The organism is Paenibacillus sp. FSL H3-0321 (genome assembly GCF_038002865.1).
GTDB lineage: Bacteria > Bacillota > Bacilli > Paenibacillales > Paenibacillaceae > Paenibacillus_AQ.
In genome coordinates this window covers 7030196-7045986 of the sequence record NZ_JBBODH010000001.1, presented here as the reverse complement: position 1 = coordinate 7045986, position 15791 = coordinate 7030196, and the positions used below count along the sequence as shown (strand labels likewise).

At 52.9% G+C, this 15791-nt stretch carries 16 protein-coding genes; 3 read left to right on the top strand and 13 right to left on the bottom strand.

Going from position 1 to position 15791, the window contains the following annotated elements; genetic code table 11:
- Positions 1 to 11: 11 nt before the first annotated feature.
- The 7 genes from MHI45_RS30985 to rpmG form a co-directional block, all read right to left on the bottom strand.
- On the bottom strand, positions 12 to 281 hold the full coding sequence (locus MHI45_RS30985) for a DUF6157 family protein (RefSeq protein ID WP_341159869.1): 270 nt from the start codon (positions 279 to 281) through the stop codon (positions 12 to 14).
- Between the two features lie 128 nt (positions 282 to 409).
- Entirely contained in the window at positions 410 to 679 is a 270-nt protein-coding gene (gene rpsN / locus MHI45_RS30980) for a 30S ribosomal protein S14 (RefSeq protein ID WP_076112279.1), read from the bottom strand.
- Positions 680 to 732: 53 nt separating this feature from the next.
- On the bottom strand, positions 733 to 1851 hold the full coding sequence (locus tag MHI45_RS30975; RefSeq protein ID WP_076112278.1) for a metal ABC transporter substrate-binding protein: 1119 nt from the start codon (positions 1849 to 1851) through the stop codon (positions 733 to 735).
- 18 nt (positions 1852 to 1869) lie between these two features.
- Positions 1870 to 2724 carry a metal ABC transporter permease gene (locus MHI45_RS30970; RefSeq protein ID WP_076112277.1) on the bottom strand — a complete coding sequence of 285 codons (855 nt, stop codon included), beginning with the start codon at positions 2722 to 2724 and terminating at the stop codon, positions 1870 to 1872.
- Positions 2670 to 3377 (bottom strand): metal ABC transporter ATP-binding protein, encoded by a 708-nt coding sequence (locus MHI45_RS30965; protein ID WP_076112276.1) that lies wholly within the window; start codon positions 3375 to 3377, stop codon positions 2670 to 2672. Before MHI45_RS30965 ends, MHI45_RS30970 begins: the two co-directional genes overlap by 55 nt.
- A gap of 347 nt (positions 3378 to 3724) precedes the next feature.
- Positions 3725 to 4933: a GTP-binding protein gene (locus tag MHI45_RS30960; RefSeq protein ID WP_076112275.1), complete on the bottom strand. Its 1209-nt coding sequence runs from the start codon at positions 4931 to 4933 to the stop codon at positions 3725 to 3727.
- Between the two features lie 92 nt (positions 4934 to 5025).
- Positions 5026 to 5175, bottom strand: coding sequence for a 50S ribosomal protein L33 (gene rpmG / locus MHI45_RS30955; protein WP_038589539.1), 150 nt, complete (start codon positions 5173 to 5175; stop codon positions 5026 to 5028).
- A 199-nt stretch (positions 5176 to 5374) separates the two neighbouring features.
- Here rpmG and MHI45_RS30950 point away from each other — a divergent pair, with 199 nt between their 5' ends.
- Genes MHI45_RS30950 through MHI45_RS30940 form a run of 3 tightly spaced genes read left to right on the top strand, consistent with a single transcriptional unit; the run spans position 5375 to position 8334 of the window.
- Entirely contained in the window at positions 5375 to 6406 is a 1032-nt protein-coding gene (locus tag MHI45_RS30950) for a CobW family GTP-binding protein (RefSeq protein WP_076112274.1), read from the top strand.
- Between the two features lie 55 nt (positions 6407 to 6461).
- Positions 6462 to 7427 (top strand): permease, encoded by a 966-nt coding sequence (locus MHI45_RS30945; RefSeq protein WP_076112307.1) that lies wholly within the window; start codon positions 6462 to 6464, stop codon positions 7425 to 7427.
- A gap of 34 nt (positions 7428 to 7461) precedes the next feature.
- Entirely contained in the window at positions 7462 to 8334 is an 873-nt protein-coding gene (locus MHI45_RS30940) for a TIGR03943 family putative permease subunit (RefSeq protein ID WP_076112273.1), read from the top strand.
- Here MHI45_RS30940 and MHI45_RS30935 read toward each other — a convergent pair.
- The 6 genes from MHI45_RS30935 to MHI45_RS30910 all read right to left on the bottom strand — a co-directional run bounded on the left by MHI45_RS30935 (position 8327) and on the right by MHI45_RS30910 (position 15784).
- Positions 8327 to 8722, bottom strand: coding sequence for a NusG domain II-containing protein (locus MHI45_RS30935; RefSeq protein ID WP_076112306.1), 396 nt, complete (start codon positions 8720 to 8722; stop codon positions 8327 to 8329). The genes MHI45_RS30940 and MHI45_RS30935 overlap by 8 nt on opposite strands.
- A gap of 87 nt (positions 8723 to 8809) precedes the next feature.
- Positions 8810 to 8998, bottom strand: a complete 189-nt coding sequence (locus MHI45_RS30930) for a DUF6954 family protein (protein ID WP_076112272.1) — start codon at positions 8996 to 8998, stop codon at positions 8810 to 8812.
- Positions 8999 to 9092: 94 nt separating this feature from the next.
- A complete protein-coding gene (locus tag MHI45_RS30925) occupies positions 9093 to 12560 on the bottom strand; it encodes a PAS domain-containing hybrid sensor histidine kinase/response regulator (RefSeq protein WP_076112271.1) in 3468 nt (1155 codons plus the stop codon).
- 496 nt (positions 12561 to 13056) lie between these two features.
- Entirely contained in the window at positions 13057 to 13689 is a 633-nt protein-coding gene (locus MHI45_RS30920) for a hypothetical protein (protein ID WP_076112270.1), read from the bottom strand.
- Positions 13686 to 14912, bottom strand: coding sequence for an ABC transporter permease (locus tag MHI45_RS30915; RefSeq protein WP_076112269.1), 1227 nt, complete (start codon positions 14910 to 14912; stop codon positions 13686 to 13688). The genes MHI45_RS30920 and MHI45_RS30915 overlap by 4 nt, the downstream gene beginning before the upstream one ends.
- Positions 14909 to 15784 (bottom strand): ABC transporter ATP-binding protein, encoded by an 876-nt coding sequence (locus MHI45_RS30910; RefSeq protein WP_076112268.1) that lies wholly within the window; start codon positions 15782 to 15784, stop codon positions 14909 to 14911. Before MHI45_RS30910 ends, MHI45_RS30915 begins: the two co-directional genes overlap by 4 nt.
- Positions 15785 to 15791 lie beyond the last annotated feature (7 nt).

Below are 15791 nucleotides of genomic sequence, written 5' to 3'. Positions count from 1 at the left end.
TTCCTCCCTTCTCAGCTGCGTTTGCTGCGCATCGCATTCAGCAGCTTTACGCCTGCATCCTCATGTGACGTAAAGTGATCATATTCAGGTGATTCCTTGGCATACAGGGAGATTTTGCCCTCGGCATTAAAGTGCACGCCCCAGCCGTACCGTTGGCAGCATCGAGGCCCGCAGGCAGGGGTGGCTTTTGGAGAACAACTGTCCCCATATTTCGTCCTTTCTGCTGATCCGCTCTTCCTCCGGTAAAGAAGCTCATACTGAATCCCCCCTTCTGGAATCAATCCTGCTTTTCTTCTATAATAATCCACTCCACAAACCCAGGCAAAGATAATGAACACAGCAAAACGGCCAATCCCCTGTAAAGTCGAGAATTAGCCGCTTCTTCAAAGCTGAAACACAACACCTGATTTTACCAGCTGGACTTGGTTATGCCGGGGATTTGACCCTTCAGCGCCAGATCCCGGAAGACGATCCGTGAAATCTTAAATTTGCTTAAATACCCTCTGGGTCTGCCGGAAACAGTGCATCTGTTCTTTTGCCGGGTAGCGGAGGAATCGCGTGGCAGCTTCTGCAGGGCCATATAGTCTCCTTTGGCCTTCAGCTCTCTCCGTCTATCTGCGTATTTAGCCACCAATTCCTGCCGTTTTAATTCTTTGACTACTTTTGATTTCTTGGCCATATTGTTTATCCGCCTTCCGTTGTTTGAATGAGTTGCCAATGATGAATCCTGCTCTATTCGTTAAGTGCCTTCTTCAGCGCTTCCAGGTTCTGGCGCATGATGCCGATATAATCAAGGTTATTGCTGCGGTCCTCATCCGTCAGTCCTTCGATCGGATTCAAGACAGCGGCCTTGGCACCAATTTCCTGGGCAATAGTGTCAGCAACACTGGAGGAAACCAACGTCTCAAAAAAGATCGTTTTTACGTCATGGGCCTTGGCGAATTCAACAATTCCGGCCATTTGGGCAGCGGATGGCTCCTGTTCCGGAGAGAGGCCGGCAATCGGCACCTGTGTCAGGCCGTACGCCTCAGCCAAATAGCCAAAGGCGGCATGCTGGGTAATAAAATCTTTTCGTTTTGTATCCTTGAGTCCATCCTGAAACTCTTGGTGCAGCGCCTCCAGTTTGGCAATATAGGCATCGGCGTTGGCTTTGAAGGCAGCAGAGTTCGCTGGGGAAGCAGCAGACAACGCGGCTTCGATAGTACGCACTTCCTTGATTGCAAGTTCAGGAGCTAGCCAGACATGGGGGTCCAGACCGCCGTGATCATGAGCATGGCCTTCCTCCCCATGTTCACCTTCTTCGTGATCATGAGCTTCTTCAGCATGTCCGGCTTCCTCATGTTCGTGATCATGGGCTTCCTCGCCATGTCCGGCTTCCTCATGTTCATGACTGTGAGCATCCGCTTCTTCCTCTGAGCCTTCCTTAATTTCAAGCCCTTTGCTGGCTTCCACGGTGACCATTTTGCTGCCCGAAGCACTGTCCAGCACTTGCTCGACCCAGCCCTCCATGCCGGCTCCGTTATAGACGAGCACATCGGCATCCGTAATCTTGGCCATATCCTGTGCTGTCGGCTCCCAGTCATGCGGCTCCATGCCGGCCGGAACCAAGACTTCAACATCGGCAAGCTCGCCTGCAACATTCTTGGTGAATTCATACATCGGATAGAAGCTGACCTTAATGTCCAGCTTGTCTGCTGCCGGAACGGCAGTTGTCTCGGCTGCTGGCGCATTAGAAGCAGTAGCAGCAGTAGCGGCAGGATCTGTGTTATTGTTTTTACCGCAACCGGCGGCAATCAGCAGGGTTGATAGGGACAAGACGGCAAGATAGCGGATATTGAATTTAGACTTCATAAATGTTAACTCCTGTTCTTATATGGGTTTATGGAATTTGCTTAAGGATTTATGTGTGTTACGGCGGTTCCGCCGCCTGCTCAGCTTCTGCACAGCGATGGCGGTCAGCAGAAACAACAGCAGAATGAGGGCAATCGTGCCTCCGGGAGGCGTATTGATATAATAGGATGTTGCCAGGCCGCTAAAAACACCGGTGAGGCCCACGCCGATGGAAATCAGAACCGCCGCGGTGAAGCCGGAAGCGATACGCAGCGCAAGCGAGGCTGGCAGCACAATAAGTGCGGACACCAGCAGTACCCCTACCACCGGCATCGCCGCCGCAACGGTCATCCCGGTGAGCACAGCGAACGAAAAGGATAACAGGCCCGTATGCACGCCGCCGATGCTCGCCGTCTCTTCATCAAAGGTCAGGCTGTAGAGCGGCCGCCGCAGCAGGACGAAGTACAGCAGGCCTGCTGCTGTGACGATAGCAATCAGTCTAAGCTGGGTATCACTCACAGCTACGATAGAGCCGAACAGATACGAGCTGAAGCTCTTGCTCAGATTCTGCTGCAGGCTCATCAGCACAACTGCCAGCGCTAGCCCTGAGGTCATAATAATGGCAACCGGGAGCTCGCTGTATGTACGGTAAGAACGGCGCAGCTGCTCGATGACGATACCGCCGATGACAGCCACCGCGAAGCCGCTGAGTGCGGGATTCAGCTGCAGCACTGAGCCCAGCGCCACACCCGCGAGCGACACATGGGAGAGGGTATCGGCCATCAGCACCTGACGGCGGAGCATCAGATATACGCCGAGCAGCGGCCCGATGATCCCGATCAGGCCCCCGGCCCAAAATGCACGCTGCATGAATTCGTAACCAAGCATTGCCAGCCCTCCTGTTCCTTCCGTTCCAGGCTGATCACTGTATCTAGATAAGCGCTTGTCTCCTCCAGGCCGTGCGTGACCATAATGACGGTGCGCCCGTGCTGGCTGACATAATGTCGCATCAGCTTGTAGAACCCGGTACGGCTGGCGATGTCCATGCCTGTGGCCGGTTCGTCCAGCACCAGTACCTGAGGCTGTCCCGCGAGCGCACGGGCGATGCAGACCCGCTGCTTCTGCCCGCCGGACAACTCCCCGATCCGGCGGTCACGGTAGTCCCACATCTCCACCTGTCTCAGGCTGCGCTCGACAATTTCCTTCTCACTTTTCGTAAACCTGCCGAACAAGCCAAGCCGGGCGTAGCAGCCGGAACGGACCAGTTCAATAACCTTGCTGGGAAATCCGGCATTGAAGGAAGCCACCTGCTGCGGAACATAGCCGACAGCAAGCTTGCCCCCTCCTGTGATCTCCCGGTTCAGTGTGACTGTTCCGCTCCACGGACGCAGCAGCCCCAGCAGCAGCTTCAGCAGCGTGGTTTTTGCCGCACCGTTCGGGCCGGTAATCCCGATGAACTGCCCGGCTTCAATATCAAGCGACAGGGAGTCAATCACAGGCTCATTCCCGTAACCAAACACCACATCCCGCATGGATGATAAAATCATGGCACATATCCTTTCTTTCCTAATCCGCTTGGATTAATCGTAAACATTACGTATTGACTCCAAACATATTATCGTAATGATTACGATTTGTAAACCCATTACGGCAAATTAATCGTAATTCATGGAATCCAAACAAGTGGAAACGGCTTCGCCGTCTTCAAAAGGACGGTATCCGTTTCAGCGAGAAATAGAAAGATAATTTATAGCGTGAAGCATATAAATTCTTATCTTTTTAATAAAAAAGGACCCATTCCCCACTCTCATGTGGAAACAGGTCCTTCTAAATGCAAACTGGCTGGAGGCACCCTCTATGAGATCTGCTCTCTACTTGTGCTCGATTACCGCCTCTACTCCTGAGCGGCTGCCAGCAGCTCCTCAGCAGGCCAAGGAAGCGGATTATTGAACTGGCTCCAGTCCTGCTGCAATTCTTCTCCGGTCAGCAGACAGCGGTCCAGTCTGGCTTCAATCGCCGCACGGTCCATGGCCACTCCGATGAACACAATCTCATTCATCCGGTCGCCCCACTGCTCGTCCCATCTGGCCTTCACGTCAGGCTCGGTCGCCAGCACTTCAAGCTGCTGCTCCTTCGGCAGAGTCGCCAGCCAGTAACCGGCCGGACCAAATTGGATAGAAGGCCCGGCCTGGCTTAAGCTCGCGGCGAGATCGCCCTTCGCGGCCAGCCAGACCAGCCCTTTAGCCCGCACAACTTCTTCCGGCCAATTGCTGAAGAAAAAGCTTAATCTCTGCGGGTGGAAAGGTGTTCTGCGCCGGTAGACGAAGGAGCCAATGCCATATTCTTCGGTCTCCGGTGTATGCTGCTCCTTATTCAGTTCCGCAATCCAGCCGGAGGACATACTTGTCTTCTCAAAATCAAACAAGTGCGTATTGAGAATCTCCTTGGGGTCAACGACACCGTTAACCGTACGGATGATCTTGGCGCCCGGCTGAAGTCTGCGCAGCACAGCCTCAAGCTTGTTCAGCTCCTGCTCTTCAACGAGGTCGCATTTATTGAGCAGCAATACGTCGCAGGTCTCAATCTGATCAATAAGCAGATCTACAATATCGCGGAAATCCCCTTCGCCTGCCGTCATATTACGGTCGATCAGACTGTCTCCGGAAGCGAAATCATGCCAGAACCGGTTGGCATCCACAACGGTGACCATCGTGTCCAGTCTTGCGAGCTCCGTCAGGTCAATATCCAGATCAGGATTGGCATACGTAAAGGTCTGCGCGACCGGAACCGGCTCGCTGATCCCGGAGGATTCGATCAGGATATAATCAAACCGGCCTTCCGCGGCCAGATTACTCACTTCACGCAGCAGGTCGTCGCGGAGTGTACAGCAGATGCACCCATTGGACATTTCCACCAGCTTTTCCTCGGTCCGGGAGAGAGTGTTGCCGGATTTTACCAGACTAGCATCGACGTTGACCTCACTCATGTCATTGACAATGACAGCGACCTTCAGGCCGTCTCTGTTGTGCAGAATATGATTGAGCAATGTAGTTTTACCGGAGCCCAGATATCCGCTGAGCACGGTAACAGGAATTTTATTCATAGATTTACTCCTTAGACTTTTAGATGGGATAGGGATGACAAATGAAAAGTTATGTGCAGCGCAAGGCGGCTTCAGAACCCAGACTGCATAACTTAGCGTGTCTCCCGGTGCAGCGTAACCCGTTTCAGACGCGGACAATATTTCTTCATTTCGATCCGTCCCGGCTGGGTTTTCTTATTCTTGGTAGTGGTATAGTTGCGGTCGCCGGTTTCTGTGCAGGCCAAAGTCACAATTACTCTCACAGCGTTCATCTCCTTTTATTTAATCGTAATGTTTACGATTTACACATTCTACATGTTTGAGTCCCCTGCTGTCAACATGGGCATGCAGAAAATTTCTACTCTCTCAAATATGTGGTCTTTCCTTAGATCAAATTACGTATATATGGAAATATGAAAATATGATTCTTGCAATTGCAAGATTCAAACGGGAGTGTGGACGATGAAGATACCGGTGATTATATTAAGCGGATTTCTGGGGAGCGGAAAGACGACCCTCCTGCTCACTCTGCTGAAAGAGAGCAAGGCACGGGGACTGAATCCCGGTGTAGTGATGAATGAGCTGGGCAAACGCGATGTTGACGGCTACATTCTGCAGGAGCATACGGGGACAAGTGTGGAAAAGCTGCTGGACGGCTGTGTCTGCTGCAGCCGCAAGGACGAACTGCCGGGAAGCCTGAATGCACTGCTCGCCCGGCGGCCGGATATGATCTTTATCGAGCTTACCGGCGTCGCCGATCCCGAAGAGATCGCAAAGTCGCTGCTGGAGCCTTCGTTCAGCGAGCGGCTGGCGCTGCACTATACGGTCACCCTTCTCGATGCCGAAAACATGCTCGAGTACAACAGCCGGTTTTCTGCCGACAAGCAGCTTGTCCGGACACTGCGCAAGCAAATCAGCGGTGCCGATCTGATTATCGTCAATAAAAGTGATCTTGTAGAGCCGGAAACCTTATGGAAAATTGAAAAGGCCGTCCGCAAGTATAATGCGGAATCCGAGATTGTGTTTACCCACTACAGCGAAATCAACGTGGCTCCGCTGCTGGCCGGCATCACTGCCCGGACATCCCGTACTGCAGCTGCCCAGCGCAGCTCCCGCAGCATCAACGGGTCCGTGCTTAAGCGGATGAACGCCGGTCAGCCCCATGGTGCAACCGCTGTGCATGAACCAAGGCTTGAAGCCGAACCCTCATATTCGCAGGTGGCTGCTGTGACACTGACATTCCCGCAAGCGGAAGATAGCGGAATCTACAGGGAACAGCTGGAGGGCTTCTTCCGCGAATGGGGCGGCAGCCTCCTGCGGGCCAAAGGACATGTACGGCTGAGGGGTCAGGCTGAAGTCCAGCTGGTGCAATTTGCCGGAAACCGGGCAAGCTGGGAGCCGTCGCGTTATCCCGGACTGCCTTATGTCGTCTTCATAGGGTTGCATTTGGATGAACAGCAGCTGACGGAGCGCTGGTCTGCACTGTTCGGTTAATACCGCATGCCGGGAAGGAGCCTAAGATGCCTTGACAACCTTTTCTCCGTTTAAAATGCTGCCGCTGCTCATTCCCGCCGTTTTCCTGATTATTGCGGGCATCGTGTGGCTGCCGGAGCACCCGGAGCTGCTGGACAATGCCTATGTGGATACGTTCAAAACAGCTTTTATCGGCATTCTGCTGGAAGCCCTGCCGTTTGTGCTGCTGGGTGCGCTGCTGTCTTCCCTGCTCCGCGTATTCGTTCCGGACGAGATCATCTCACGCTGGATTCCGCGGAGACCGGTTCCGGCGATCCTGTTCGGCTGCCTGCTCGGCATCCTGTTTCCCGTATGCGAATGCGGCATGATCCCGCTGGTCCGACGCCTGATGCATAAGGGAATGCCGCTGTATGTTGCCGTTGTATTCATTCTCTCCGGACCCGTGGTCAATCCCGTCGTTTATGGGGCGACACTGACGGCCTTCCGCTCCCATCCCGGACTCGCTTATGCCCGTATGGGTCTTGCGTTTGCCGTTGCCGCGCTGATCGGCCTTATCATTTACATCACGGTGAAAAAGTCGCCGCTGCGGCTTTCTATTCAGCGTGAAACCGGGGAACGCCATGAACAAGGCACACGCGGAGGCAAACTGGTTGCCGTCTTCGTGCACACATCGGACGAGTTTTTTGAAATGGGCAAATATTTGATTATCGGCTGCCTGCTGACCTCCGGCATTCAGAGCTTTATGAATCAGGGCAGTCTGGCCGCTATTGGGGAGAAGCCGCTGGGTTCCTATCTGTTCATGATGGGGCTGGCCTTTGTCCTCTCCTTATGTTCAACCTCCGATGCCTTTGTCGCTTCCACCTTTCTGCACACCTTCCCGGCGGGATCACTGCTGGCATTCATGGTGCTTGGACCGATGCTGGATTTCAAAAATTCGCTGATGCTGCTCTCGCTGTTCAAGACGAAGTTCGCGCTTTACTTATTTTTTCTTATCTTCTCCGCCGTCTTTATCGGATCGGTGCTGGTTTCATTAGGGTTATGATGCTATTTCTTACAAAACTTTCAGGAGGGCCAAGATGAACGATTCCGGCAGCATCCGGTTCCACTATCTGCTCAGGGCGGTTATTCTGCTTCTCTTTGCTCTCTACATTGGGCATCTGGTCCAGCAGGACGCGCTGCATTATTATGTCGCCCCGAAGCTGGCGCGCTGGATTAAGCTCTGTCCCATCCCCCTTGCGCTCATGGCACTCAGCCTGGGGATTCAGGCCTTGTTCGGCAAAAGCAGTGTCCTGTGCGACTGTGAGCACCGTTTGCCCCGCACCGGGCTCAGAAGCAGCGCGCTTTACGGATTGTTCCTGCTTCCGCTGCTGCTCGGCTTCCTGCTTCCCGACCGTGCTCTGGGCAGCGCGGCCGCAGCCAAAAAAGGCATCGCCTTATCCTATACCACGGTGGAACCGCGGGAAAAAGAGTCATTCGCCGCAGCCAATCCTTATCAGGCGGAATTCGCGGAGCTTGCGGCCAACCTTCACGCACAGGATGTCATTACGGTCTATCCGGAAATTTTCTCCGAAACGTTCGGAGCAATCGACCTGTATAAAGGCCAATTTGCAGGTAAAGAGATCACCGTCTCAGGTTTCCTGTACCGCGAACCGGCGGTAGCCGGCAAAAGTTCGTATGCGGTAAGCCGTTTTCTCGTCCAATGCTGTACTGCCGATGCCACACCTTTCGGAATCCTGCTTGATCCGCAAACACAAATAAGCCTGCCCGCCGATACCTGGATTGAGGTTCGGGGCAAGCTTCAGGTTGTGAAATACGGCGGCAAGGAAATCATGCAGATTGCTCCAGACAGCATTACAGCGATTCCCCAGCCCTCCACTCCTTACGTGTACACCAATGCCGACTCGGTGGCCGCATGGGAGCAGATTCAAAGTTTACCGGCAGCTAAATAACTGCGTCCAGCTCATCATCATCATCAATGGATCTATCGGGGTTAACGACCTCAACCATCAGCCGGGCCGGAATACAAATAATCTGCTGCCTCGGTCTGGAAATAAAGCCCATCTCCAGGGCAATCGGCAGCGGAGCATCAGAATACGTCATCTGAATTCCGTAATCATACACTTTGAATATATTGTGGCCGAATTTGGTCTTCATCTCAATAATCTGCTCTTCTTTGGTCAAAGAAACAGTCTTATACTCTTTGCCGTTCACTGTAATAACGGCTTTCAAATCACCTTGTGCATAATGCTCATTCCGGTTATTCATCCATTTGACTCCGTAGATGGAGCCGGCTACAAGTAAAACCAATACAATAATGACAAAATCGCCGCGTTTCATCTTTTGCAATCGCGTTACCCTCTCGCTGGCTATATTTATACGTAAAAATTACGAATAATCTAAATATAGTCAGCGCAGCAGACTTTGTCAATGCTTGCCCAGCTGTTTCAGCAGACTGCGCATCCATACGGTGATCGCCGTATAAACCAGCAACACGACAATCAGCGTAAGGATCCGTTCCTTGGCAGAGCCGTCAGCGAACAGTACGGGACCCAGGCCGAAGAACGTGGTCAGCAGGTAAAGGATCGCGAACAGCACATACAACAACACTCTCACTTGCGGCCCTCCCTCCTTTCTGTTCAACCTTCATTCTTTCAGAATAACCTCAATTGAGGCCAATCATTCCTGACGCCCGTATGGCTGCTTCAGCCTATCTGCGGGAATAAGCCGACCATTCCCTCAGCACCCTGTCCAGTTCCTCCGGCCGGATCGGCTTGGAGATGAAATCCTGCATGCCTGCCCTCAGGCACATCTCCTTGTCTTCTTTGCGGGCAAAAGCTGTAGCGGCGATAATGACCGGGGACAATCCGAGCTCCTCGCGGATTTTGGCTGTCGCTTCAATCCCATCCATGAGCGGCATCTGAATGTCCATAAATACCAGATCATACTGCCCGGTGAGCACGGCCTCGACCGCCATTTCCCCGTTGGACGCCACATCGGAATCATATCCCCGCTTCTTAAGATACGCCTGCAGCAATCTCAGGTTCACAGGATGATCTTCGGCAACTAGAATCGAGAGCGGACCGTACACCCCGCTGGAGGAGCCTTTGTACTTGCTACGGTTCTCCCGCCGTTCCGTAGCCGGGAACGCAGCAGCACCGCCCGCAGTGGTCATTTCTCTTGGAAGAGTGGCATGGAGGGTGAAATAGAACTCCGAGCCTTCACCTTCACGGCTCTCCACGCCTATCGCTCCACCCAGCAGCTCCACAAGCTTTTTGCTGATGGCCAGTCCCAGACCTGTTCCGCCATATTTGCGGTTGATCGATGGATGCAGTTGGGAGAAGGATTGGAACAGCAGGCCTTGGCTGTCCAGCGGAATACCGATCCCAGTATCCGTCACGGTAAATTTAAGAACACACTCGCCGGAATCTCTGGATGACACCAGCTTCACTTGAATCCCGATTTCCCCTTCTTCGGTGAATTTCACCGCGTTGCCGACCAGATTTACAAGTATCTGGCGCAGTCTGGCCTCATCCGTTAACACCAGCGGTGGCAGCGCGTCATCCAGCTCGCAGTTTAGCGAGAGCCCCTTCTCTTTGATACGGGGATAAAAGATATCTGTGACGTTCGATACAACCTGGCGGAGATCCACAGCTTGCAGCTCAATCGTCATCATGCCCGCTTCAATTTTACTGAAATCGAGCACCTCATTGAGAATATGCAGCAGCGTCCCACCGCTTTTGGTAATAATCTGCGTATAATACTGCTGTTCTTCGTCAAGCTCGGTACCTTCAAGCAAATCAGCCATACCGATAATCCCGTTCATTGGCGTGCGCAGCTCATGGCTCATAATGGCCAGAAATTCCGATTTGGCCCGGTCTGCCTGCTCGGCAGACTCCTTAGCCCGTACAATCGCCTTCTCTTCAGTAATGTCGCGGAACACAACCACAACACCCTTCCGTACACCGTTATCGAACAGAGGGGTCATCCGGTATTTGACGAGAAAGCTTGAACCGTCCTGTCTCCAGAATACGCCCTCTTTCTCATCATAGGTGAGATGATCTTCCAGCCATTCCCGCAGGGGCTTCCGCCCTCCAGGATACGGCTCTCCGTCGAGCCAGGTCTGCTCGATCGTAGGCAACTTGATCTCTCCCGCCAGCTCTCCGGCTTCGTAGCCAAGCTTTGCGGACGCCGCCGGATTGATAAATACCGTCGCACCCTCAAGATTCATGCCAAAAATACCTTCGGAAACGGAATTCAGAATCAGCGCATGCTCATAGCTGAGCTTCTCAATCTGCTCCAGATGCCGTTTGCGCTCCGTAATATCGCTCGTAATGGCAAATACGCCCACGACCCGGCTGTCTACCATTATCGGCACATAAATCATGCTGACCTCGACAACATGCCCATCCCGGTGAAGCAGTCTGCTCTCGAAGGTTTGAGCTACACCGCTTGCAGCAACAAGAAAGCGTTCTGCCACAAAATCCAGCTCTTCCGGATCAAAGATATCGCAGTAGTTTGACAACAGCAGGCTTTCACAGGAATAACCCGTCAAATGCTGCAGGCTGGCATTCAGCGATTGGATCCGTCCCTGCAAATCCATCGCGCTGATAGCCGAAGGGTTATATTCAAACAAAGACTTATAGCGGTTTTCGCTCTCCAGCATCTTGAGCTCATATTGCTTCCGCTCCGAGATGTCGCGGGTGATGCCGACAATCTCCGTATCCCCTCCAGCACCGGTATCAATGTGGCGCAGGGTCGTTTCTGTCCAGATATAAGAGCCGTCTTTACACAGAAACCGGAAGACGACAGGCTCAAGCCTTTCCCCTTTGATGCTGCTGCGCAGATAGGCCTGGACACGGGCTGCATCCTCGGGATGAATATATTCCATTCCCTCGGTGCCTACCATCTCTTCAGGAGTATATCCGAACATCTGCAGACAGACCGGAGAGGCATACAGATAGGTTGCTTTCCCATCGGTTGCATTGCGGGAAATGAAATCCTGGGAATTCTCCGAAATGAGCCGGTAGTTCTGTTCGCTTTCCCGAAGCTGCTGCTCCATTTCCCGATGAGCTGTAATGTCCTGAACCACTCCGCTAATCTGCCTTATGTTACCTGATGCATCCTGAGCCACTTCCCAATGGGCATCGATAAATTTCTTCGTGCCGTCGGCCGCCGTAATTCCGAAGACTGCTCCGCCTTTCGTCCCGTGTTTCACCGAATCAAGCAGCGCCTCCGTAACCTTGGGCAGATCTTCAGGCTCCACACATTCCTTGATGAGCAGCGGATCATAGACGGTATGATTGCTGCAATCATCAGTATGGCCAAAGATACAGCGCATTTCCTTGGAAGCAATCAACTGCTGGCTGGAGGCCTCCCATTCCCATGAGCCCATCCGGGCCAGAAACTGGGCATTCGCCAGCATGTCCTCGTATTTCTTCCGGACCGTTATATCCCGGGCAACCGTCAAGACCTGTTGAACCCCACCCTTATCGTCGCGCATGACCTGGAAAGAACTTTCAATCCAAAGATAGTGCCCGTCTTTATGGCGCACCCTGCGGGTAAACACATCGTTGTCCGAATAGAGCAGTCCCTGCTCGGTCATCTCCAATGCGTCTTCCTCATGATAGTAATCCGGCCTTTTTTTACCGATCATTTCATGGGTGGAGTATCCGAGCACTCGTTCAATGGAGGGCGAAACATAATGGATCGTACCCTCAGGATCAGCGAGAGATATCAAATCGGGCGTATTCTGCGAAATCAGATTATAGAGATAATGCTCCTCCAGTATCTTCTTCTCTGCCAGCTTGCGGTCCGTAATATCCTTCATTTCCGCAATCATATATAAAGGGGTACCACCAGCTTCATCAAAAGTCAGAAACAAATGCAGTGCCACCCAGAAGACTTCACCATTTTTGCGTGTAAATTGATTTTCGCTGTCTACAGCCGCACCCGGGCTCTGCAGCAATAGGTTTATAATCTGCTCATGATCTGCTGTGTCTTTCTCTTCCGTACAGGAAATATCCAAATACCGAAGGTTCATAAACTCCGCTTCCGTATACCCGAACATACTGCACAGTGCAGGGTTGGCCAGCTGTATCGTCCCATCCTTCATGGACACGACTGCAAATCCTGTAGAAGACCGCAAATACAGATATTTAAAAAGATTGTCGGACAATGATAGAGCCTCCTCTGTGAAAGTGGCGGACAGAAATTAAATGTAAATGTAAGTATATCTTTTTTTCGGTCAATAAGCTTCTAATATGAAGTCTATCATAGAGACAATGGAAACGAATGAGGCAATTTGCTGGAGATTAGACATGCGAAAAAGGGCCTTTTTGCCCAAGAGGAATGAACATGGAGGCGGGAAACCTGTTCGATGCAGTTTGCAGATCCGTACGTAATGTCAGCAGTTTTGCCCGGCAAAAAACCGCCTCTCAGTCACTACGATGACTTTAAGGCGGTCAGTTATATGTTATGCCGTTTGTTTAGTTTTTCGGCTCCGGTGCAGGTCCCGACGTCCTTGCGGGTGCAGCGTGCTGGACTTTCTGCTTCGCTTTATCAATCTCAGGTTGTGAGGGAGTCTCGCCGGTTAAGCGAAGATGCTGAAGAGTTAAGTTCGTTCTATTTCAAACAGATTGCCGCGCTAGCCACTCTGCCCGCCTGGGCTGCCTTCAGTCCAGTCTCCGGGCCGGAAGCAGGAAGGCACAGAACACGGCAAGTGCGCATGACAGTCCGGCGAGCAGCCATTTGTCAGGGTCCCATCCGCCCTTCACGAGCCCAAACAGATAAAAATGTCCGGTCAGACGGCCTTTTGTCATAAAGTCGAGCAGATACCAGGCAAAGCCGACAATGTATCCGCCCGATATGTTGCGGAGCAGTAGAGTGGCCGTCATACCTGCCGATCCGATCGCTACTGCGGTGATGGCAACTCCGCCGATCATCGGCCAAAGGTCAAAGTCCGCTCCGCGCAGATGAAAGCTGGTGAAAAAAACAGCAATGATCAAGAAAACAAACAATGTAGTGGACAGCCAGCGAAACAGGAAGATAGGGTGATGCCGCACCTTCTTGGCGTAGAGCACCTCACCGATTCCGCCTTCCTCCAGCATCGCCAGATGGGGGTACACGATCAGGCCCAAGAAGCTGATCAATTGTTCTCCCAGCTTGGCGACATCTCCCCATTCCATGAGCTGAGGATCCATGAATAAATGCACGCTGCACAGCAGGGCGATGGACATCAGCCACGAATAATGGGCGGTCAGCTTCAGGTTATACCAACCAAGCACGCGGAGTGTTTGACCTGTCATGAGGCATCCCCCGCGGCCGTTTTAGCTTTTCTTGCAGAGGTTTTGTTCCCCCGTACCCTTCCGGAATCCGCCTGGCTGCGGTTTCTTTCCCAGAGCAGCGCGGTTCCGGCTGCAAGCAGCACCGCAAGCAGAATGTAAAAGCTGCGGTTAATTGCGATCTCATCCACCCAACCTTTATATAAATCAGCGTCCCTTGGCGTGTTAAAGCGGATGATCAACTTGTACAGCCCATAGGAGCCCATAAGCGGCAGCACAGAAATAAACCACCAGACGATCTGCAGGGCGATCGGCACAATCCCCCGGCGGAACAGCATAGAGCCGAACATTCCGAAGGCAATCGAAGCCCAGACTGTAGGCAGCAGCCACCAAGCGGTGTATCCAAGGAAGAGGAAAATCGCCTCCGGCGTCTGCCCCTTCAGTTCCAGGGCATTTACGGTCTGCCAACCGCCGGCAACTGCAAGCACAAGATAAATCAGGGAGAGCATGATCCCAAGCGCGATAAACTTTGAACCGACGTAGGTCCATGACGAAACCCGGCGGCTGTATATCAGCTCGCTCATTCGGCTGGAGCGGTCACGGAGCAGCAGAAAGGCCGAAAGGAATACCGGAAAGATACCAGCCGGGAGTGCGAGGTAATCGCAGAAATACCTTGCGGCTCCGGGCAGCAGCTCTCCGGCCTCTACAACTTCGTTGTAGCGTACAAGCGCTTGTTCCTGCGCTTTCACCGCTTCCTCGTAGTTATCGATACCAAAGCCGAATTCATCCATCCCTCTTTTGTACATACTGCTCCCGCCAAGTTGCTTGTTCAAACCATCAGAAACCTTGTAAACGTCTTCCATCGTGTACTTATCCGAAGCTTTAAGAATGATGTCCAGCTTGGATGCAGCCTCGGTGAGGGCAGCTTTTTCTTGCTTATCCAGCTTGCTCTCGAGCGGAAAGCCGATTCTCAGCTTGGTTGTTGAACCGGCGTCCAGGTCCCAGCCCATCTCTTTCCTCATTTGCGTAGCAAGTTCGGAGGTGTTCCCGGGCTGCTTCCAGCCGTAATAAGGATGTTCCGGGCTGCCCATATTTTGCGGCTCTGTCATAACGGGAGGCCGAAGCTCGCTCCAGGTCTGTTCTGCGGCATATTCGGTGAAATAGAAGAAGCAGGCCACTAGTATAAATACATAAAAGACGAGACTGCGCAGAATCATGCGAATCTCTTTACCAATGAGCCCTATCATACGAACGACTCCTCCTTGCGCATCAGGCAAAGATAGGCATCCTCAATAGACGGTATGGCCTGCTGCGCTCCCGGATACGGCTGCTGATCGGCGAGAACACGGATGCGCATTCCTGTGCCTTCCGGCACAGCAGACAACACGGGAAAGCGGTCACGGTCCCGCTCCCACTCCGCCCGGTCAAGCTCCACCGTCCAGACGCGTCCGGCGGCAGCCCCCGTCAGGTCACCGATTCTGCCGTGATAGCGCAGACTTCCCTTATGCAGCACGGTCATTTGCTCACAGGTGGATTCCACATCCTCCACAACGTGGGTGGACAGCAGGACGATTCTCCCTTCAGAGAATCGGCTGAGGAGCCGGCGAAAGCGGATCCGCTCTTCCGGATCAAGCCCTGCCGTCGGCTCATCGACGATCAGCAGCTTCGGTTCATGCACCATAGCCTGGGCCACGCCGAGCCGGCGCTTCATTCCGCCGGACAGTGCTTTCACCTTGGTCCGGCGCTGCTCCGTCAGGTTGACCTGCTCCAGCAAATCGTCGATTCTCCGCTTCCGCTCCGAATGCCCCTTCACCCCGGACAAAAGTGCGAGATAATCCATCGCTTCAAGCACCGACATCCCTGGATAAAATGCAAATTCCTGCGGCAGATAACCGACCAGCTGGCGGATCTGCGCTTTGTCCGTCAACGGTACTCCACCGATCATTGCTTTGCCGGACGTGGGTGTAAGTAAAGTTGCAAGCAGCCGCATCAACGTTGTTTTACCTGCCCCGTTAGGACCAAGCAGGCCGTGTATCCCTTCGCCTACTTTGAAGCTGACACCGTTTAAAGCCTGCTTACTCCCGTATGTTTTGGTCAGTTGTTCAATTACAAGTTCCATTCTGGTC